Here is an 18,594-nt window from a genome sequence, read left to right on the forward strand (position 1 = left end):
TCGGAGGAACGAGGTTCAGGACGCGAACGTATAAAGCAAACCTGCGGTCAAAACCGCCAGGCCCAGGAAGGTGAACGGAACGCCGGACCACAAGAAGGCTCGCGCCTGAGACCTCGTGATTCCCGCGCCCTCCATGGCGCGTATGCTCATCGCGAAACCGAACGATTCGCTCGGGATGAACAGCCCCGAAAACGGTGCGTACAGCAGTACGGCGGGCACCACCGTGACCGCTCCCCAGCGAGGATCTCCGGCTGCCTCCGCTATAGGGATTGTGGCCAGGCTGAGCAGCGAACACGCCAAGAGCGCGGCCATCTGCAGGCCCGCGCCTAGAAGTGCCGCCCGCACGGTACTTCCGCGCACGCGGCCGGGCAACCACGGGAGCAGCAGGCGTTCAAGCCGCACGGTCGCGAAGCCGAACCAAGCGATGAACGCAGCCGCACCCACCAGTATCAGCACCCAGGCCCACATGCGTGTACTCCCAGTCGCGACGACGATGAAAGTATGGCAGCACCCTGAGACACCGAATGATCGACCGCCCCCTTCCGCGTGTGTGGTCGTGTGACTGTACTGGGGCTGCTCGGAGTGGTGACAAGCGGTCTTGGCGTTGTAGCGGTAGGTGCTTCGTCGCAGGTGAGATGGGGTGCCGTGATGTCACCCTGCGCGGGGCGGCGGATGGCGCCTGCGGCGACCAAGAATCGGGCCTCGAGGGAAAGTCGTGGAGGGGAATAAGGCCTGCCCGGAAATGGGGGAGGTTCTCCGGCAGGGGAGTGTCGGGAAAAGCGATTTTGTTGGGAGCGTGGACCGTTAAGATCATTGTTGAGGGTGTGCTCCCGATTTGGAGGTCGCTACGTGCAGGCGAACGACGATCCGCCCCCGCCCGGCATCGACATCAGCCGGCCCCACGTGGCCCTTATGTACGACTATTACCTGGGCGGAAAGGACAACTACCAAGTGGATCGGGAGGCGGTCGACCGGGTCGCGAAGGCGATGCCGGAAATCCGCGTCCTGGCCAGGGAGAACCGCGCGTTCCTGCGCCGTGCCGTGCGCTACATGGCCGAGCAGGGGATCCGGCAGTTCATCGACATCGGCTCCGGTCTGCCCACCGCGGGCAACACCCACGAGGTCGCACAGGAGGTCCACTCCGACGCGCGGGTGGTCTATGTCGACAACGAGCCGATCGTGCTCGCCCACGGGCGGGCGCTCCTGGCGACCGACGACAACACGACCGTGGCCACCGCGGACATGCGGCGCCCGTCCGAGGTGCTCGAGCACCCCGAGACGCTGCGGCTCATCGACTTCACCGCCCCGGTCGGCGTGCTGCTGATCGCCATGGTGCACTTCCTCGCCCGGGAGGAGCAGCCCATGGTCATGGGCCGGCTGCGGGAGGCGCTCCCGAAGGGCAGTCACATCGCCGCCACCCACGTGACCGTGGACGGCAACTCCGCCGAGACGGTCGAGAAGATCGAGAAGGTGTACGCGACCACGCCGACCCCGATCTACTTCCGCACCCGCGACGAGATCGCCCGGTTCTTCGACGGGTTCGAGATGGTGGAGCCGGGCCTGGTGACGATCGACAAGTGGCGGCCCGACCCGTCCAAGCCCTCGCACCCGGTCGCCCATTGGCTGTACGGGGGCGTCGGCGTCCTGCGCTGACCCGGAACGAAGGAAGACGATCCGGGGACGGTGGGCGAGGGAGCGCGTCCACCGTCCCCGGATCGCCGGCGCGGGGGCGAGGCGGGGAAGGCCGTCAGCCGGTGCGGCGGCGGGGGAGGGGCAACCTGCGCAGCAGCGGCCACAGCACGATCAGCAAGATGATCACGTAGACGGTCACCGCGAACGGCGTGCTGACCAGGCCGCTGAGGCTGCCGTCGCTGATCTGCAGGGCGCGCCGCAGCTGCTGCTCGGCGTTCGGGCCGAGGATCACGCCGATGACGGCGGGCAGCACCGGCAGCCCGTAACGGCGCATGCCGAACCCGACCAGCCCGATGACCAACAGGATCACCAGGTCGATGACCTCGCCGCCGACCGCGTACGCGCCGACGGCGGCGAAGAACAGGATGCCCGCGTACAGGTACTGGCGCGGGATGCGCAGCAGCCTGGCCCACAGCGGCGCCAGCGGCAGGTTCAGCGCGAGCAGCAGCACCATGCCGATGAACAGCGAGGCGATCAGGCCCCATACCAGGTCGGGTTCGTGTTGGAACAGCAGCGGGCCCGGCTGGATGCCGTACTGCTGGAACGCCGCCAGCATGACCGCGGCGACCGCGGTGGTCGGCAGGCCCAGCGTCAGCATGGTGCCGAGCGTCCCGGCGGCCGAGGCCGACGCCGCCGACTCCGGTCCGGCCACGCCCTCGATCGCGCCGCGGCCCCATTCGTCGGGGTGCTTGGACAGGCGCTTCTCGGTGACGTAGGACAGGAACGTCGGGATCTCCGCGCCGCCCGCCGGGACGGCGCCGAACGGGAAGCCGATCAGCGGGCCGCGCAGCCACGGCTTCCAGGTGCGGCGCAGGTCGGCGCGGCCCAGCCAGGGGCGGCCCACCGGGATCGCCTCGGCGGTGGTGCGGCGCAGGTGCGCGGCGACCCACAGCGCCTCGCCGATCGCGAACAGGCCGACCGCGACGACGACCACGTCGATGCCGTCGGCGAGCTGCAGCGACCCGAAGGTCAGGCGCTGCTGCCCGGTCATCTGGTCCAGGCCGACCAGGCCGATGGCGAGGCCGATCAGCAGGGACGCCAGACCGCGGATGCGGGACGCGCCCAGCACGGACGTCACCGCGATGAACGCCAGGACCATGATGGCGAAGAAGTCGGGTGCGCCGAAGTCCACGGCCAGGTCGGCGATGGTCGGCGCCAGGGCGACCAGCAGCAGGGTGCCGATCATGCCGCCGGTGAAGTGGCCGATGGCCGCGGCGGCGAGCGCCTGCGCGCCGCGTCCCGACGTGGCCATGGGATGGCCTTCCATCGCCGCGACCACGGCGGCGCTCTCGCCCGGCGTGTTCAGCAGGATCGACGTGGTGGACCCGCCGAACATCGCCCCGTAGTAGATCCCCGCGAACATGATGAACGCGCCGGTCGGGTCCAGGCCGTAGGTGACCGGGAGCAGCAGCGCGACGGCCATCGCCGGGCCGATGCCGGGCAGCACGCCGATCGCGGTGCCGAGCAGCACCCCGATCGCCGCCCACAGCAGGCTCATCGGGGTGAGGGCGGTGCCGAATCCGTCCAGCAGGGAGCCGAAGGCGTCCATGTCACAGCACTCCCATGTCACAGCGCTCCCATGTCACAGCGCTCCCATGAGCGGCCCGCCGGGCAGCGGCACCCCCAGCAGGTTGTTGAAGACGACGTAGGTGACCAGCGACAGCGTGGCGGCGATCAGCGGGTCCCGGTCGAACCGGCGGCTGCCGAGCGCGTACGCGGCGCCCCAGAACAGCAGCGCCCCGGCGGCGGGGAACCCGAGCGGTTCGATGAGCACCGCCGTGCCGAGGAACACCCCGACCAGCATCAGCACGGTGCGCCAGTCGGCGGGTTCGGACAGGTCGACGTCCTCGCCCTCCTCTGCCGCGCCGCGGCCGCCGCGCAGCACGTCCACGGCCAGCAGCGCCGCCACGGCCAGCAGGCCGGCGCCGACCGCGATCGGCACGGTGCGCGGGCCCACCGGACCGCGCTGTGCGATCTCGACGTCCATGGTCAGCGCGTCGGTGAGGACCAGGACGCCGATCGCGAGGAGGACGGCGCTGACGCCGAGTTCGGAGGTGAACCTCCGGTCGCGCGAGGAGCGGGCGGGCCGCTGATCGCGCCGCGAGAGCCGAGCACTCATGTCACGTCCTGCCGTTCGTTCCGACGTCGATCCGGGGCCGGTGCCGATCGTCCGAGGCCGGCGCGGCGATCAGGCCGCGCGGGTCGGGGCGCTTGCGGCCGGCGGTCACAGTCCCAGCTCCTTCAGCACCGAGGCCACGCGCCGGTCCTGCTCGGCGAGGAAACGGCCGAAGTCCTCGCCGGTGAGGAAGGCGTCGTCCCAGCCGTTCCGGCGCATCGACTCCCGCCACTGCCGCGAGTCGTGCAGCTTCTGGAACAGCCGGACGAGCTTGCCGCGCTCGGCGTCCGACAGTCCGGGCGGGGCGACGACGCCGCGCCAGTTGGTGAAGTCGACGTCGATCCCGGCCTCCCGCAGGGTGGGCGCGTCCAGCCCCGCGACCCGCTTCAGGCCGGTGACGGCCAGCAGCCGCAGCTCGCCGGCGCGGATCTGGTCCAGGTATTCGCCGACGCCGGAGACGCCGAAGGCGACCTTCCTGCCGAGGATCGAGGCGAGCAGCTCGCCGCCGCCGTCGAAGGGGATGTAGTTGACCCGCTTGGGCGCGATGCCCGAGGCCTGCGCCATGAGCATCGTGGCCAGGTGGTCGGGGCCGCCGGGGGACGACCCGCCGCCCACCGGGAGCTTGCCGGGGTCCCGCCGCCACGCCTCGACCAGCTCGCCGATCGTCCGGTACGGGGAGTCCTTGGCGACCACCACGACGTCCTGCTCTTCGGTGAGCCGGGCGATCGGCGTGGTGTCGGCGAGGGTCTTGGGGCTGCGGTTGGACCGCGCCGCGCCCACCACGCCCAGTCCCATGGACATCGCGAGCTTGCCGTTGCCGTGTTCGCTCACCAGGCGCGTCAGGCCGACCGTGCCGCCGGCGCCGGGCAGGTTGAACACCTCGATGTTGTGGGTGAGTCCGGCGTCCTCGGCGTCCTTGGCGGCGGTGCGGGCGGTGATGTCGTATCCGCCGCCGGGCGTGTTGGGGACCATGAAGCGCAGGCCGGGGATGCGCGTGCCGGTGTCGGCGCCGTCGCCGGTGGTCAACAGCGGCGGCCCCGCGAGCACGAGCACCACGGCTCCGAGCAGCGCGAGGACGGTGCGCAGGCGCACGTTCGCCACCACCTGTTCGGTACGTCGATGAGCGTCACGGGGGCTGAGGTGTGAGGTGGCCCACATGGTGCCCGTGCGTCGACGTCCTGTCTCGATTCCGGAACCAACGAAGGTTGTGTTCGTTGTGTTCGCGAGGTTTGCCGGTAAACGCGCCGTTTTGAGAACGGAGCACCGGTCAGGACGTGCCGAGGTCCGCCAGGAACCGCGCGACGGCCTTGCTCTGGTCGTCCAGGAAGGTCGCGTACTCCTCGCCCGTGGCGAACGCGTCGATCCAGCCGTGCCTGGCGAGCTCGGCCCTCCACTGCCGGGTGCGGCGCATCGCGGTCAGCGCCTCGATCCAGGTGCGCCGTTCGTCGGCGCTGATGCCGGGCGGGGCGACGATGCCGCGCCAGTTGGTGAAGACCAGGTCGATGCCCTGGGATTTCAGGGTCGGGACGTCGCCGAGCGGGGCGGCGGGGCGGTCGGAGGTCACCGCCAGCACTCGCAGCTGCCCCGCCCGGATCTGCCCGAGCAGTTCGCCGAAGCCGCTGGCCCCAAAGGTCAGCCGGCCGTCCAGCAGGACCGGCAGCAGCTCACCGCCGCCCCCGTCGTAGGACGTGTAGCGCACCTCCCGGGGGTCGATGCCGACGGCCTCGGCGAGCCGCATGGACATCAGGTGGTCGGGCCCGCCGGGGGACGATCCGCCGCCGATTCTCACCCGCGCCGGGTCCTTCTTCCACGCGGTGATCAGCTCGCCGATCGTCCGGAAGGGAGAGTCGCTCGGCACCACGACGGCACCGGGCTCGGCCACGAGCCGGGCGATCGGCGTGGTCTGCGCGACGCTCACCCGTCCGCCCGCCACCGACGAGGCGCCCAGCACGCCGAGGCCCATCTGCATGGCCAGCGCGCCGTTGCCGCGTTCGTTGACGAGGCGCTGCAGGCCGACCACGCCGCCCGCGCCCGGCAGGTTGAACACCTGCACGTCGGAGGCGATCCCGGTGTCACTCAGGACCTTGGCCACGGTGCGGGCGGTGGTGTCGTATCCCCCGCCGGGAATGTTGGGCACCATGATCCGCAGCTCCGGCCGGGACGGCGCGCCCGCCCCCGGCCACGGGCCGCAGGCGGCCGCGGCCGCCGGCGTCAGCGCCGCCACGACGGCGAGAAGGGCGCGCACGAGAGCCGCCGCAGTGCCCATCACACCCCTCTCTTCCGCCCGCGGCCCCGCGGGCGCGATGATTGTGCGGCTCGGCACCTGAACCGCCCGGACCGTGAAGAGACTGAAGGTTGGGTTCATTGTGGTCGCCCCGTTCCGCCGCCATAGCCTCGCGGGCGAGATGCTGGTGCTCCAGCTCGCCATCATCGTGGTGGTGCTGCTGGCGGTCGCCGCGGTCTCGCTGGCCCAGTCCGAGGCCACCTTCAACCGGGTGGAGGGACGCCGGGTCGTCGCGCTGGCCGAGCAGCTGGCCGCCAATCCGCTGGTGCGCAGCCGCCTGGAGCGGCCCGGCCCGCAGGAGTCCCTCGCCCCGCTCGTCCAGGCCACCCGGACCCAGGCGCGCGTCTCCTCGGTCACCGTGGCGGACGCGCACGGGCGGATCGTCAGCGCGACCGACCCCACGTTGATCGGCAGCCGCATGCCGCTGGGGGCGGGCGCCGCCGAGGGCCGGGGCTGGTCCGGCGAGCTGACCCTGGGCGGCACCCGCGAGCTGGTCGCGCAGGTGCCGGTGCTCGGCGAGTCGGGGGACGCCCTGGGCCGCCAGCTGGGCGTGGTCATGATCGGCGAGGCGTCCCCGACGGTGTGGCAGCGGCTCGGCGGCGCGTCCTCGTACCTGCTGGTCTACCTCGGCATCGCCAGCGGCCTGGGGCTGGCCGGGTCCTGGCTGTTGGCACGGCGGGTCAAGCGGCAGACCCTCGGCCTGGAACCGCGGGAGATCACCGGGCTGGCCGAGTACCGCGAGGCGATCCTGTACGGGATCGCCGAGGGCGTGGTCGCCCTCGACCCGCAGCACCGGATCACCCTGGTGAACGAGGTGGGCCGGCGGCTGCTCGACCTGCCCGCCGACTGCGTCGGCCAGAGCCTGGCGGACCTGGGCATCGACGGACGCCTCCGGGACGTGCTCACCGGCGTCCCGGACGAGGCGGGGGAGCGGCGCGACGAGGTGGTCATCCGCCGGGGCAGGGTGCTGGTGATGAACCGGATGACCGTGGAGAAGGACGGCCGTGTGCTCGGCTCGGTCACCACCCTGCGCGACCGCACCGAGCTGGCCCGCCTGGAACGCGAGCTCGGCTCGTTCCGCAGCTCCTCGGAGCTGCTGCGCGCCCAGGCCCACGAGTTCGCCAACCAGCTGCACACCATCTCCGGGCTCATCCAGATCGGGGAGCAGGACGAGGTGGTGCGCTACATCCAGGCGCTCAAGCAGCACCGCCAGGACCTGGACGTCACGCTCAGCCGACGAGTGCGGGACGGCGCCGTGGCCGCCCTGCTGATGGCCAAGTCGTCCCAGGCCGCCGAACGCCACGTCGCGCTGCGCATCTCCGAGCGCACCGCCCTGGACCGGCTGGCCGCCGAGGACGCCGCGGACGTGGCGACCGTGGTCGGCAACCTCGTGGACAACGCCGTGGACGCCGCCGCGTCCGCCGCCGACCCGGCTTCGGGGACCGCGGACGGCGCCTGGGTGGAGGTGGAGTTGCGGCAGGATGCCTCCAGCGTGGAGATCGTGGTGCGCGACTCCGGTCCCGGGGTGGCGCCCGAGCTGGCCCAGGAGGTGTTCTCTCACGGGTTCACGACCAAGGCCGCGCAGGGCGGCGAGCGCGGCATCGGCCTGGCCCTCACCCGCCTGGTGTGCGAGCGGCACGGCGGTGAGATCTCGGTGGCCAACACGCCCGACGGCGCCGTGTTCACCGCCCGCATGACCGTCCGCGCCCTGGCCGACGAGACGACGGAAGGAGCCCGCCGATGAGCGAGCCGACCGAGCCGGCCGAGCCGGCCGCCCCGGCCGACCGGACCGGCGCGACCCAGCGGCCCCAGGCGAGCGACCGGATCGACGTCCTGGTCGTCGAGGACGACTTCATGGTGGCCCGGGTGCACCGCGCGTTCGTCGAGCGCGTCCCGTCCTTCCGGGTGGCGGGCGCGGCCGGCACCGGCGGGCAGGCGATCGAGGCGGTCGACCGGCTGCGCCCCGACCTGGTGCTGCTCGACCTGTACCTGCCGGACATGTTCGGCCTGGACGTCATCCCCCGGCTGCGCGCGGCCGGGCACGACTGCGACGTGATGGTGATCAGCGCCGCGCGGGAGGCGGAGGCGCTGCGCGGCGCCGTCCGCCACGGCGTCGTCGACTACCTGCTGAAGCCGTTCGAGTTCGAGGACCTGCGGTCCCGCCTGGAACGCTACGCCGACCGCCGCCGGCGGCTCCTGACGACGGTGGTGCGCGGGCAGGCGGACGTGGACCGGGTCCTGGCCGGCGCCGCCGCGCCCCCGCCGCGCGCCGCGCTGCCCAAAGGCATGAGCGTGGAGACCGCCGACCTGATCGAGCAGGCCCTGCGGGAGGCCGACGGCAGCCTGTCGGCCAGCGAGTGCGCCGCCCTGACCGGCGTCTCCCGGGTCAGCGCCCGCCGCTACCTGGAGCACTTCACCGCCGTCGGCCGCGCCGAGGTGTCCCTGCGGTACGGCGCCGCGGGCCGTCCCGAACGCCGCTACACCTGGCGCCTTTGACCCGCGCCTGCGACCTCGCGCCGTTGGCCTGGCGCTTTCGGCCTCGCCGCCGTCCAGGACGAGATCGACTCTGAACCGCGTGTCGTGGCGGGGCCGTACGGCTTGTCGTCAGGCCCCCGGGCCGGACGCGCGTGGTGATCGATGATGCGCGCGGCCTGTGGACGGTTCCGGTCGAGGAGGACGAGGTGCACGCAGACATGACGGTTCACGCCGCCGCCCCCCGGATCAGGTGATGGACGGGCGTTCGCGGCGGAACGGAGCGCCGTACCTCGCCGACGGCGGCGGACCGGGCGAGCGCCCGGCGTGGGCCGACCGCCACCGCACCGCCGACGAACCGTACGGCGGCTCCTGGGATCGGCGCCGGACCGCCATGCGTTCCGCGCCCGAGACGGGTCCCGAAGGCGCGTGGACGTCGCTGGGCGCTTCGGCGCGTCCGGCGGTGTCTCCGCGCGACCGGGGCGCGGCCGCGCGCACCGAGCCGCTGTCCGCGCGCAACCAGCCGGTGCTCACGCAGAACCTGACGATGCCGCTGACGGCCGACGACCCCTTGGCCGTGGCGCCCGCTGCGGACCGTCGGCCCCGTCCGCCTCAGGGGACGGTCGGCACGGTCCCCCGCTACTCCCGCGACGAGCGGCGGAGGGCGGCACGCGCCGCGGCGGCCCCGCCGCGCCGGGCCCGCCCCGTGCTCGAGGACCCCCCGGGTCCGCGGGTCGCGGGCGACCGGCTGCTGGTGATCCTGCTGTTCTGGGCGCTGCTGGCCACCAGCGCCGGCCTGTGGGTGTTCGCCACCCCCGCCGTCTACCTCACCACCCCGGCCGAGATCATCACCGGGGTCGGGCGCGTCACCGGCCTGATCGGCGGATACCTGCTGATGGTGCAGGTCCTGATGATGAGCCGGGTGTCGTGGATGGAGACCTGGGTGGGCGGCCACGACCTGATGCGCTGGCACCGCCGCCTGGGCGCCTGGACGCTGGTGATGGTGCTGGCGCACGTCGGGTACACGATCGTGGGCTACGCGCTCACCGACCAGGTGTCCATCGCCGACCAGACGGCCATCCTGATCACCACCTACGAGGACATGGTCGGCGCGTTCGCCGCGGTCGGGGTCATGGTGGGGATCAGCGTGCTGGCGGTCCGGGGGCTGCGCCGCCGCCTGCCCTACGAGCTGTGGCACTGGCTGCACCTGGCCGCCTATGCCGTGCTGCTCCTCGGGTACGGGCACCAGCTCACCACCGGGTCCGAGCTGTCCCAGGACGGCTTCGCCCGCTGGTTCTGGACGGGCCTGTACGCGCTGGTGATCGCCTGCCTGTTCTGGGGGCGGGTGGTGGAACCGCTGTGGCTCAACCTGCGGCACCGGCTGCGCGTGGTGGACGTGATGCCCGAGTCGGACACGACGGTGTCCATCTACGTCGGCGGGCACGCCCTGGACAAGCTGGGCGCGCGTGCCGGGCAGTACTTCCGGTGGCGGTTCTTGACAGCGACGGGCTGGTGGCAGTCGCACCCGTTCTCGCTGTCGGCGGCGCCCAACGAGCACTGGCTGCGGCTGACCGTGAACGCGGTCGGCGGGTACACGGCCGGGCTGCGCCGGATGCGTCCGGGCACCAGGGTGCTCGTCCACGGGCCGTCGGGGACGTTCACCGCCGAGCACCGCACCCGGCACGGCGCCCTGCTCATCGCCGGCGGCAGCGGCATCGCCCCGATCCGGGCCCTGCTCGAGGAGCTGCCGAGCGACACCATCGTGATCTACCGGGCGACGTCGCCCGACGACATCGTCTTCAAGGACGAGCTGAACAGTCTGGCGCGGCGGCGCGGCTTCCAGCTGCGCTACGTGCTGGGCTCGCGGAACGAGCCGGAACCGCGGCGCCTGTTCACCCCCAAAGGGCTGCGGGAGCTGGTCCCGGACGTGCGCGACCGCGACGTGTACCTGTGCGGACCGGCCGGGATGGTCGAGTCCGCGATCGCCGTCCTGCGCCGTCTGCGGGTGCGCCGCCGGCAGATCCACCTCGACCCCTTCGAGTTCTGACCCCTGTTCGCCGTCTGATGTCCACCGTCTGACCTGTCATCGGGAGAATCGCGATGCGCCGAACCACCGCGGCCGTCTTCGGCACGCTGACCGGCACCGCCCTGCTGCTCGCCGCGAAATTCGGGGCGGACGCGGCCGCCCTGGGGAAGGGCGCGGCCGGCGCGGACCAGGCCGCCGCCCAGGCGGGCGGCGAGCTCGCCCCCGGCGCCGAAGCGCCCGCCGCCCCCGGGAGCGGCCGGTCCTCGACCGCCCCGGGACGCGGGGGCGCGGGAGGCGCCGGAAAGGGGGCGCGTCCCGGCGGCGGCGGCGCGGCGAACGGGCTGAAGGACGGCCTGTTCCGAGGCAAGGCCTCGGTCAACCCCTACGGCCCCATCCAGGTCACGATCAGGGTCGCCGGCGGGCGGATCACCGGGGTGGCCGCCACGCACGCCACGTCCCCGGCCAGGACCCTGCAGGTCAACCGACGTGCGATCCCCCTGCTGCGGCAGGAGACGCTGAAGGCGCAGAGCGCCCAGATCGACGCCGTGTCGGGCGCCACCTACACCAGCCGCTCGTTCGCCGCCTCGCTGCAGTCCGCGCTGGCGGCCGCGCGCGCCTGACCGCGGGAAGGGCACGCGAGCATGCACCACATCGAGCACGTCATGGGCACGGCGGTCAGCATCGAGATCGCCGACCTGCTTCCGCGCGCCACGCTGACCGGGCTGGTCGAGCAGACCTGCGCCTGGCTGCACGAGGTGGACCGGCGGTTCAGCACCTACCGCGACGACAGCGAGATCACCCGGCTCGACCGGGGCGAGCTGGCGCCGGAGGAGTGCTCCGCCGACACGCGCGCCGTGCTGGCGGCCTGCGAGGACCTCCGCCGCCGCACCGACGGGTACTTCGACGCGCGCGCGACCGGGCGGCTCGACCCGTCCGGCTACGTCAAGGGCTGGTCGGTCGAGGTCGCCTCACGCCGACTGGCCCGCGCCGGCGCGCTCAACCACTGCATCAACGCGGGCGGGGACGTGCGCAGCCGCGGCCGTCCCGAACCCGGCCGCGCCTGGCGCATCGGCATCCGCCACCCGTGGGAGCCGGACAAGCTGGCCTGGGTGGTCACCGGCACCGACCTGGCGGTCGCGACGTCCGGCACCTACGAACGCGGCCACCACGTGATCGACCCGCATTCGGGGGAACCCGCCCGCGACCTGTGCTCGGTCACCGTCACCGGCCCGGACCTGGCGATCGCCGACGCCTACGCCACCGCCGCGCTGGCCATGGGACGCGACGGCCTGCCGTGGCTCGCCGGGCTCGCCGCGTCCGGCTACGAGTCGGCCGCCGTCGCCGACGACGGGAGCGCCTACCGCTCCGACGGGCTGCCCGTGGCGCCCGTCGACGAGCCCGCCGAACCGGCGGCCGCGCGTCCCTGACGGCCCCCGGCCGACGTCCGCCCCGCCCGCTGCCGAGCACGGAAGGCCCCCTCCATGCACAAGTTCCTGCTGTTCCTCGTGACCGTGGCGCTGCTCGCCGGGCTCGGCGTCGGCGCCGCGATCAGCGTCACCGGGCAGCCCGCCCCGGCGGGCGGCTCCGGCGCGGTCGCCGAACGGCCCTGAGACGGTCACTCGGTGCAGGCGCGTGCGTCCGCTGCCGCGATCCGGTCGAGCAGCGCCCGCAGCGTCCGCACCTCCTCCTGGTCGAGGTCGGCGAACAGCTCCTTCTCGACGGCGAGCACGGCCTCGTCGACCTCGGCGACGAGCGCGACGCCGTCGGCGGAGATCTCCACGATGTGGCGGCGCCGGTCCCGCGGGTCGCGGCGGCGCGTGACCAGGCCGCGGTCCTCCAGAACGTTGAGCAGCGTCACCAGGACGCTGGGATCGACCCCGAGCTCCTCCAGCAGCGCGCGCTGGCTGAGACGTCCGCGCTCGGCCAGCAGCGACAGCACGTGCGCGTGACCGGGTTTGAGCCCTCGCGCGGCCAGCGCCTCGCGGATGGCCGTGTCGGCGATGCGGCCCGAGCGGGCCAGCGCCGCGCTGACACGATTCAGGATCACATCCCGGATTCTATCCACGCCCCTCAACGATGGAATATCGCCAATCGTTGATGATGTTCAACGGTCTGCCGGTTCCGATCACGTGCTTTCCGCGGTGGGGGTACGGACATGGGCGACTACGGTCTCGACGCGCCCCGGGCGTGCCGATCGCGGTGCGCAGCGGCGGCCACGGCATCAGCGGCCGCTCCACCAACGACGGCGGCATCGTCATCGACCTGTCCGCCCTCAACAGCGTGGACGTCGTCGACCGCGAACGGCGCCTGGTGCGCGTCGGCCCCGGGGCCCGCTGGGGCGAGGTCGCGCAGGCGCTGGCCCCGCACCGCCTGGCGATCAGCTCCGGCGACTACGGCGACGTCGGCGTCGGCGGGCTGGCCACCATCGGCGGACAAGGCTACGTCTTCCGCACCAACTTCCCGATCCCTCCGGCGGACTGACACCGCGCCGACCGCTTTGTCATGTGCGGCGGCATGGCATGACGGGCATCCGTCGTCGCTGCTGCACGCCACGCCCGATGGGCTCCCAGGAGACGTCGCGGCCGGTCGCGGTGGTCAGTGGAACGACACCGTCGGGCGCCGCGTCCTGCCGCCCTCCGGACGGGGCGGATCAGCGCTGAGGGCTGTCGAGGAGGGCGGCGAGACGCTTGGGAGCGACCAGGCGGTAGCTGTCTTCGACGAGTTCGGCGATCTCGTCCCAGTCCTGGTCGACGTCCAGGCGGGCGCCCACCCATCCCTTGTGGCCCACGTACGGCGGGACGAAGAAGCGCTCCGGGGCCTCCGCGACCAGGGCCTCCTGCACGCCCGGAGCGCCCTTGAACGTGATCGTCCGCCCGTCCTCGCTGGTCATCACGAACAGCTTCCCCCGCACCCGGTACGCGGGGGCCGTGTGGCCGCCGAACGGCTTCTCCACCGCCTCCGGCAGCGACAGGCAGATCTCGCGCAGCCGTGCCGCGGCGTCCGTGTCTTCCATGCCGTGCGTCCCTTCCACCCGAACGTGGCCGACCAGCCTAAACGCGCCCACCGACACTCCTGACAGGTACAGACTGCCCGGCGCCCGCCGGATAGAGGTCGTCACCGGCCTTCTCTTCGTCCGAGCTTGCTCATCGGCCCCCTGGACCGCATCGCGCCCGTGGCCGGGCGACCGGCGGTAGAACCCAAGCCGCGCCGGGGAAGCCCTCATCAGGACGCCGCCTCCCAGGCGCACAGCACCTCACGATGCAGCCCGCGGTGTGCGGAGGTCCCGGACCCTGGGGTCTTTCGTCCCTGGGCTGGCGAACCGCCCACGAGTGCAATGAGTTGAGAAGGCAACCAGTCCGGGGGGCGTCATGAGCAGGGGCTCGTATGTGCTCGTCGGTTACGACGGGACCGTGCACAGCGCACACGCCGTGGAATGGGCGGCGACGGAGGCCCGGCTGCGGCGGCTCCCGCTGAAGGTCGTGCACTCCTGGCGCTGGCCTTACCCCATCAGCCACATCGACCACGAGGGCGCGGCGATCGTCAGGCGCATGGGCGAGCACGTCCTCGACCACGGCGTCTCGCTGGCCGAGCGCGTCGCGCCGGGGACGAGGATCCAGCGGCGGCTCAAGGACGGACCCGCGTACGTGGCGCTGATGGCGGAGGGCGACGACGCCGAACTGATCGTCATCGGCTCGCACGGGCAGGCCGATCTGCCGGTCGCCTCGACGGCGCTGCAGCTGCCGTCCCGGGCGCGCAGCCCCGTCCTGGTCGTGCGCCGGCCGGTCGCCGGGCACCGGCGGGTGGTCGTCGGGGTCGACGGCTCGGCGGGCTCCGACGCGGCGTTGGACTTCGCGTTCGAGCAGGCGGCCCTGCGCGGGTGGAGCCTGCTTGCGGTGTACGGGTGCTGGGAGCCGGGCGCGGTGCCGCGCGAGGAGCTGGACCTGTTCCACGACGACGAGAAGCTCAAGCGGGTCTGCGGCGCCCGGCTGGAACGCGCCGTGGCCCCCTTCCGGGTGCGGTATCCGCAGGTGGACGCGTGGACGTCGCTGGTGCTGGACCCGCCCCGCGAGGCCCTGTTCGACGCGGCGGACCACGCCGACCTGGTCGTGGTCGGCAAACGCGGCCACGGCACCGTGGATCCGCTGCTCCTCGGGGCGACCAGCACGGCGATGCTCCAGCACGCGCCCTGCTCGGTCGCCGTCGTCCAGCCCGTTCTCGAGGAGGGCGGCAAGGAATGACCGGCGAAGGCGAGGCGGAGGACAAGCGCTCCGAGCGCACAGGGCGACGCGCTGCGCCGTTCAGCTGGAGTGTCCCGCTGGCGTTCGGCGGCGAGCGAATCCGGCGCCGCGGAGTTCAGCGTGCGTTCGTCCGTTCGCCGAACCCCCTGACAGGGAAGCCGCTCTCGCACCGGTCACAGGCGAGGCCAGAGGACGCGCCTCTACGCCTTGAAGGGGATGGGGGCGAAGTCGAAACCCGGGTGCGCTTCAACGCTCGTCGAAATCAGCGACGACGACAGCCCTCGCGACATCGCCAAGGAGGGCACGAAACGGGAGCAGTTGTCCTGTCCATGGCGCCTGCCAGCGAGGCACGCGAGGAGCTGCTGCGGCGCGCCCGCGCAGAAGAAGCCATGGCCGGCGAGCACATGGCGCGTTCTCGACCTGCGCGACCTCATGGCGATCAGCCCGGGCATCGCGCGTTGGGACGAGGCGGTGTCCCGCTGCCTGGGCTACCGCCTCTGCGCGACGTACCTCCGCACCGAACCGACCGGCGAGCACGCCAAGTGCTGGCAGCTGCGGGACGTCTACCCCGAAGTGCATGGGGGCGGCGCCCGCTGTTCCCCAAGCGCCATCGACTTGGCCGGGAAAGCCGCGGTCCCGCGGGTCGGGCGCTGCGAGCGTGCTTCAGGAAAGGAGGCGTGCCATGGCCACGGTGAGCATTGAGCAGCTGGCGGGGCACGACGTCTTCGCCGGGATGGACGCCGCCGATCTGGGCAGGCTCGCGTCCGCGGCGCGTCCGGTCGACTTCCCCGCCGGCCGGCGGCTGTTCGACGAGGGCGGCACGGCCGACCGGTTCTGGATCATCCAGGACGGGGCCGTCGCCCTGGACCTGCATCTGCCGGACCGGGGCACGCTGATCGTCGAGACGCTGGGCACCGGTGAGATCGTCGGCTGGTCCTGGCTGTTCCCGCCCTACCGGTGGCGGTTCGGGGCGGTGGCGACCCGGCCTGTGCGGGCCCTCGAGTTCGACGCCCGGCTGGTGCGTTTCCTGTGGGCGCTCGACCCGCGGCTGGCGCAACAGCTGACGCGGCGGTTCGCCGAAGTGGTCGTGGAACGCCTGCAAGCCACCCGGATGCGCCTGCTGGACCTGTACGGGGACGCGACGCGCACTCTGTCTGACAAGACGCGCACTCTGTCTGACAACTCGCGAACACCGCCCGGCGGCTAGGTCACCACGGCTGATGCGGCGGCACTACCGCCACCGTGCAGGCCGCACGCTGGAGCAGGTACTGGGGAACAGGGCCGAGGAGCGCCTGCGGCGTGGACCCGATGCCGCGGTTGCCCACGACCAGGAGCCCCGCGTCCTCGGAGGCCTTGGTCAGGGCGTGTCGAGGCGTGTCCACGACGAACTCGGCGTCGACCGCCACCTCGGGATATTCGGCGCGCCACGGCTTGACGGCCTGCTCGAACTTGTTGATCGCCTCGCGCCGGATCTTCTCGGCGTCGATGAAGGGCGCGCGGTCCGGGCTGGGAAGGGCGGCCGGGTCCCACCAACCGCAGAGGGCGCAGAGCGGGGCGCCGCGGAGCTCGGCCTCGTGAAAGGCGAAACCCAGGGCGGCCCGTCCGGCCGGGGACCCGTCCACGCCGACCACGATGCGCGCGTCCGGGCGATCCCCGGCGGGCGCCCGCCGCACGACGATGGCCGGGCGGTCGGCGTGGGCGGCGACCTGCACCGCGGTGGAGCCCACGGTGAGGCCTTCGAAGCCGCCCTGCCCCCGTGCTCCGAGCACGATCAACGTCGCGTCGCGGGACGCTTGCAGCAGCACGGCCGAAGCCGACCCCCGCTCCAGGATCCGGCGCACCTCCAATCGCGTGGCGAGCGCCCGGGCCTTGCGCACCCCCGCTTCGGCGACGATGGCATGCGCCTTGCGCACGCCCTCGTCGGCGACGATCGCCCCCGCGCCGTGGAGGATGTCAAGGGCGTCCTCGTCGGGCATGGAGAACGGATACGGCCACTGCCATGCGTGGCAGACGATGAGAGGGAGATCGCGCAGCTGAGCCTCCTGCACGGCCCAGTGCAGCGCCTGATCCGCGGCCACCGACCCGTCATAACCGACCAGGACGGGGCATCCGTCGCCGTTGCCGCTCATCGGCCGCCTCCCTTCGCGACGGGGATGCGTCCAGCTCACCAAAGCGCCGAACGCGCCGGACAGGGACGGCGGTCCCTCAGGCGAGGGACCTTCGGACCACCGCGCCGAACCACAGACCACGGCTGGAGCAGGAGACACACCCCGCCGCAGGCCTCGCCCACGCCGTAGACGGTGATGATCCGCCCGCTGCGCAGGCGGACCTCGGCGAGCAGGGCGGCAACGACCTCCACGCCAGACCGACCCCGGCGTCCAGCAGGCGCCGTAGCTGCGTAGTGACCGGCGCGGTGCGGGGGCCGTCCGCAGGCTAGGGCGGTGCCGAAGGCCGCCCTGTCGATGCGCGGCAGGAAGGGCCGGTTCGGCTCCTGCGGGCGGGCATCGCACCGGAGTCCGGACGCCGGACTCGCGGGCCGCCGGGGGCGTCCCTGGTCTGGTCCAACCGCCTGCCCTACCGGCGCCCGCCGGGACGCCCGGCTCGCCGACGGGCCCACTGGTACGGTCAGCCCACGTGGGGGAGCGCGGTTGCCCGACGCAATACGCCACGGTCGTCACACTTGCGCCGAGGCGTGGTCGACCAAGTCGGGCTGTTGACAGCGCAACGGCATCCGTTGCCGGTCTGCAGCGAGGGGCGAAGTCGGCATCGCCGACGGGGGAGGGACGCTAAGCAGCCCACGCCTCCAGGGCCAACAGATCGCGCATCGACACCATGCCGACGCAGCGTCCGCCCTCGTACACCGGTAGATGCCGGATGCCCTCCTCCAGCATGCGGCGCGCGACGTCGAGGGAGTCCTCTTCCAGGGCGGCGGTCCTGATCTGCGTTGAGGCGTAGTCCGCGGCCCTCTGGGAAGTCGGGTCGGCTGATGCGGCCAGAGCGGTGACCAGGTCGCGCTCGGTGATGATTCCGACGAGGCGTTCACCGTCGAGCACGGCCAGCGCGCCGACCTTGTGCTCCACCATCTGCCGCGCCACGTCGGCCAGCGGCTCGGTCGTCTGGCAACTGAAGACCATCGGCCGGTACACGTTCCTGATGAGCATGGTCCCTCCCCGCTGGGTAGATCGCTTTCCCGGCCGGACGGGCACGCCTGACTGCCAGGTGCTCTCCGGCGGCCGCCCACGGGTGAGGCTGGCGTGCGGCACCACCTGCGACCGCACGCCCCAGGCAGCAGGACCGCCCTGCATCACCCCCGTGAGAAACCATCGTGGTGGCGGGCGGAGGCGACCACCCAGAGGCGAAGGTCCCGACTTGTCGCCATCAGCGGACACGGGCTTGCGCAGATTTTGAAACGACGGTTGCTGTCCGAACAGGCGACCGTTCCGTGTGTTCAACCTGGAATTCGCCAAAGGAGACGGGAGCGCGCCCCGCGTGACCGGCGACCGCGCGAGGCCGGCGCCGCCAAAGCGTCTGTGCTGCGGTGCACGGTGCTGGAGCGACCTGCGGAGCCGAAGGGGGTTCGGCGGGAATGATCTTCAGACTAGGATGATCGCGAAGATTGCACGGTGTGGCCCGTGATCGTCAGTGAGCACGGCCGGTGAGGAGCGACGGTGGCGGACGAGCGGCCTCGGTCGAGGGGCTTCGACCCGAATGTGCCGAACATTGCCCGCATGTACGACTACTACCTCGGTGGCAAGGACCACTATGA

20 protein-coding genes are annotated in these 18,594 nt (G+C 72.5%); 11 read left to right on the forward strand and 9 right to left on the reverse strand.

Features of this window, described 5'->3' with window-relative positions:
• Positions 1-15 precede the first annotated feature (15 nt).
• The gene (locus AR3_RS18120; RefSeq protein ID WP_067915411.1) at positions 16-468 is read right to left on the reverse strand and encodes a hypothetical protein; all 453 of its coding nucleotides are present in this window, start codon (positions 466-468) and stop codon (positions 16-18) included.
• A gap of 381 nt (positions 469-849) precedes the next feature.
• Between AR3_RS18120 and AR3_RS18125 the strand changes: the two genes are divergently transcribed.
• Positions 850-1,653, forward strand: coding sequence for an SAM-dependent methyltransferase (locus AR3_RS18125; protein ID WP_217998623.1), 804 nt, complete (start codon positions 850-852; stop codon positions 1,651-1,653).
• A 94-nt stretch (positions 1,654-1,747) separates the two neighbouring features.
• On the opposite strand, the gene AR3_RS18130 is transcribed toward AR3_RS18125, so the two are convergent.
• From AR3_RS18130 to AR3_RS18145, 4 genes are all read right to left on the reverse strand, one after another.
• Entirely contained in the window at positions 1,748-3,241 is a 1,494-nt protein-coding gene (locus AR3_RS18130) for a tripartite tricarboxylate transporter permease (protein WP_067915412.1), read from the reverse strand.
• 33 nt (positions 3,242-3,274) lie between these two features.
• Positions 3,275-3,811, reverse strand: coding sequence for a tripartite tricarboxylate transporter TctB family protein (locus AR3_RS18135; protein WP_067915413.1), 537 nt, complete (start codon positions 3,809-3,811; stop codon positions 3,275-3,277).
• A 105-nt stretch (positions 3,812-3,916) separates the two neighbouring features.
• Positions 3,917-4,909 carry a Bug family tripartite tricarboxylate transporter substrate binding protein gene (locus tag AR3_RS18140; RefSeq protein ID WP_217998625.1) on the reverse strand — a complete coding sequence of 331 codons (993 nt, stop codon included), beginning with the start codon at positions 4,907-4,909 and terminating at the stop codon, positions 3,917-3,919.
• 166 nt (positions 4,910-5,075) lie between these two features.
• A complete protein-coding gene (locus tag AR3_RS18145; protein WP_067915414.1) occupies positions 5,076-6,074 on the reverse strand; it encodes a Bug family tripartite tricarboxylate transporter substrate binding protein in 999 nt (332 codons plus the stop codon).
• Positions 6,075-6,213: 139 nt separating this feature from the next.
• Between AR3_RS18145 and AR3_RS18150 the strand changes: the two genes are divergently transcribed.
• From AR3_RS18150 to AR3_RS32635, 6 genes are all read left to right on the forward strand, one after another.
• Positions 6,214-7,836, forward strand: coding sequence for a sensor histidine kinase (locus AR3_RS18150; RefSeq protein ID WP_067915431.1), 1,623 nt, complete (start codon positions 6,214-6,216; stop codon positions 7,834-7,836).
• Positions 7,833-8,588 (forward strand): response regulator, encoded by a 756-nt coding sequence (locus AR3_RS18155; protein WP_067915415.1) that lies wholly within the window; start codon positions 7,833-7,835, stop codon positions 8,586-8,588. The genes AR3_RS18150 and AR3_RS18155 overlap by 4 nt, the downstream gene beginning before the upstream one ends.
• A gap of 232 nt (positions 8,589-8,820) precedes the next feature.
• On the forward strand, positions 8,821-10,611 hold the full coding sequence (locus AR3_RS18160) for a ferredoxin reductase family protein (protein WP_067915416.1): 1,791 nt from the start codon (positions 8,821-8,823) through the stop codon (positions 10,609-10,611).
• Between the two features lie 53 nt (positions 10,612-10,664).
• Positions 10,665-11,210 carry an FMN-binding protein gene (locus tag AR3_RS18165; RefSeq protein WP_067915417.1) on the forward strand — a complete coding sequence of 182 codons (546 nt, stop codon included), beginning with the start codon at positions 10,665-10,667 and terminating at the stop codon, positions 11,208-11,210.
• A 21-nt stretch (positions 11,211-11,231) separates the two neighbouring features.
• On the forward strand, positions 11,232-12,017 hold the full coding sequence (locus AR3_RS18170) for an FAD:protein FMN transferase (protein ID WP_217998627.1): 786 nt from the start codon (positions 11,232-11,234) through the stop codon (positions 12,015-12,017).
• A gap of 54 nt (positions 12,018-12,071) precedes the next feature.
• The gene (locus AR3_RS32635) at positions 12,072-12,200 is read left to right on the forward strand and encodes a hypothetical protein (RefSeq protein ID WP_281179279.1); all 129 of its coding nucleotides are present in this window, start codon (positions 12,072-12,074) and stop codon (positions 12,198-12,200) included.
• Positions 12,201-12,205: 5 nt separating this feature from the next.
• Here AR3_RS32635 and AR3_RS18175 read toward each other — a convergent pair whose 3' ends face one another.
• Positions 12,206-12,637 carry a MarR family winged helix-turn-helix transcriptional regulator gene (locus AR3_RS18175; RefSeq protein WP_169803854.1) on the reverse strand — a complete coding sequence of 144 codons (432 nt, stop codon included), beginning with the start codon at positions 12,635-12,637 and terminating at the stop codon, positions 12,206-12,208.
• Positions 12,638-12,777: 140 nt separating this feature from the next.
• On the opposite strand from AR3_RS18175, the gene AR3_RS18180 reads away from it, so the two are divergent.
• The gene (locus tag AR3_RS18180) at positions 12,778-13,071 is read left to right on the forward strand and encodes an FAD-binding oxidoreductase (protein WP_067915419.1); all 294 of its coding nucleotides are present in this window, start codon (positions 12,778-12,780) and stop codon (positions 13,069-13,071) included.
• 169 nt (positions 13,072-13,240) lie between these two features.
• Here AR3_RS18180 and AR3_RS18185 read toward each other — a convergent pair whose 3' ends face one another.
• Positions 13,241-13,603, reverse strand: a complete 363-nt coding sequence (locus AR3_RS18185; RefSeq protein WP_067915420.1) for an MmcQ/YjbR family DNA-binding protein — start codon at positions 13,601-13,603, stop codon at positions 13,241-13,243.
• 355 nt (positions 13,604-13,958) lie between these two features.
• Here AR3_RS18185 and AR3_RS18190 point away from each other — a divergent pair, with 355 nt between their 5' ends.
• Both AR3_RS18190 and AR3_RS18200 read left to right on the forward strand, forming a co-directional pair.
• Positions 13,959-14,828 (forward strand): universal stress protein, encoded by an 870-nt coding sequence (locus tag AR3_RS18190; protein ID WP_083951656.1) that lies wholly within the window; start codon positions 13,959-13,961, stop codon positions 14,826-14,828.
• 682 nt (positions 14,829-15,510) lie between these two features.
• Entirely contained in the window at positions 15,511-16,035 is a 525-nt protein-coding gene (locus AR3_RS18200) for a cyclic nucleotide-binding domain-containing protein (RefSeq protein WP_083951657.1), read from the forward strand.
• A gap of 1 nt (position 16,036) precedes the next feature.
• Here the strand turns inward: AR3_RS18200 and AR3_RS18205 are convergent, their stop codons facing one another.
• Together AR3_RS18205 and AR3_RS18210 are read right to left on the reverse strand one after the other, a co-directional pair.
• Positions 16,037-16,957, reverse strand: a complete 921-nt coding sequence (locus tag AR3_RS18205) for a universal stress protein (protein ID WP_067915423.1) — start codon at positions 16,955-16,957, stop codon at positions 16,037-16,039.
• Between the two features lie 657 nt (positions 16,958-17,614).
• Positions 17,615-17,989, reverse strand: a complete 375-nt coding sequence (locus AR3_RS18210; protein ID WP_067915424.1) for a CBS domain-containing protein — start codon at positions 17,987-17,989, stop codon at positions 17,615-17,617.
• Between the two features lie 507 nt (positions 17,990-18,496).
• On the opposite strand from AR3_RS18210, the gene AR3_RS32640 reads away from it, so the two are divergent.
• Positions 18,497-18,594 (forward strand): SAM-dependent methyltransferase (locus AR3_RS32640; RefSeq protein WP_174545457.1); only part of this gene is annotated, 98 nt, incomplete at its 3' end.

This window comes from Actinomadura rubrobrunea NBRC 15275 (genome assembly GCF_001552235.1).
In the GTDB taxonomy this organism is placed as follows: Bacteria; Actinomycetota; Actinomycetes; order Streptosporangiales; family Streptosporangiaceae; genus Spirillospora; species Spirillospora viridilutea.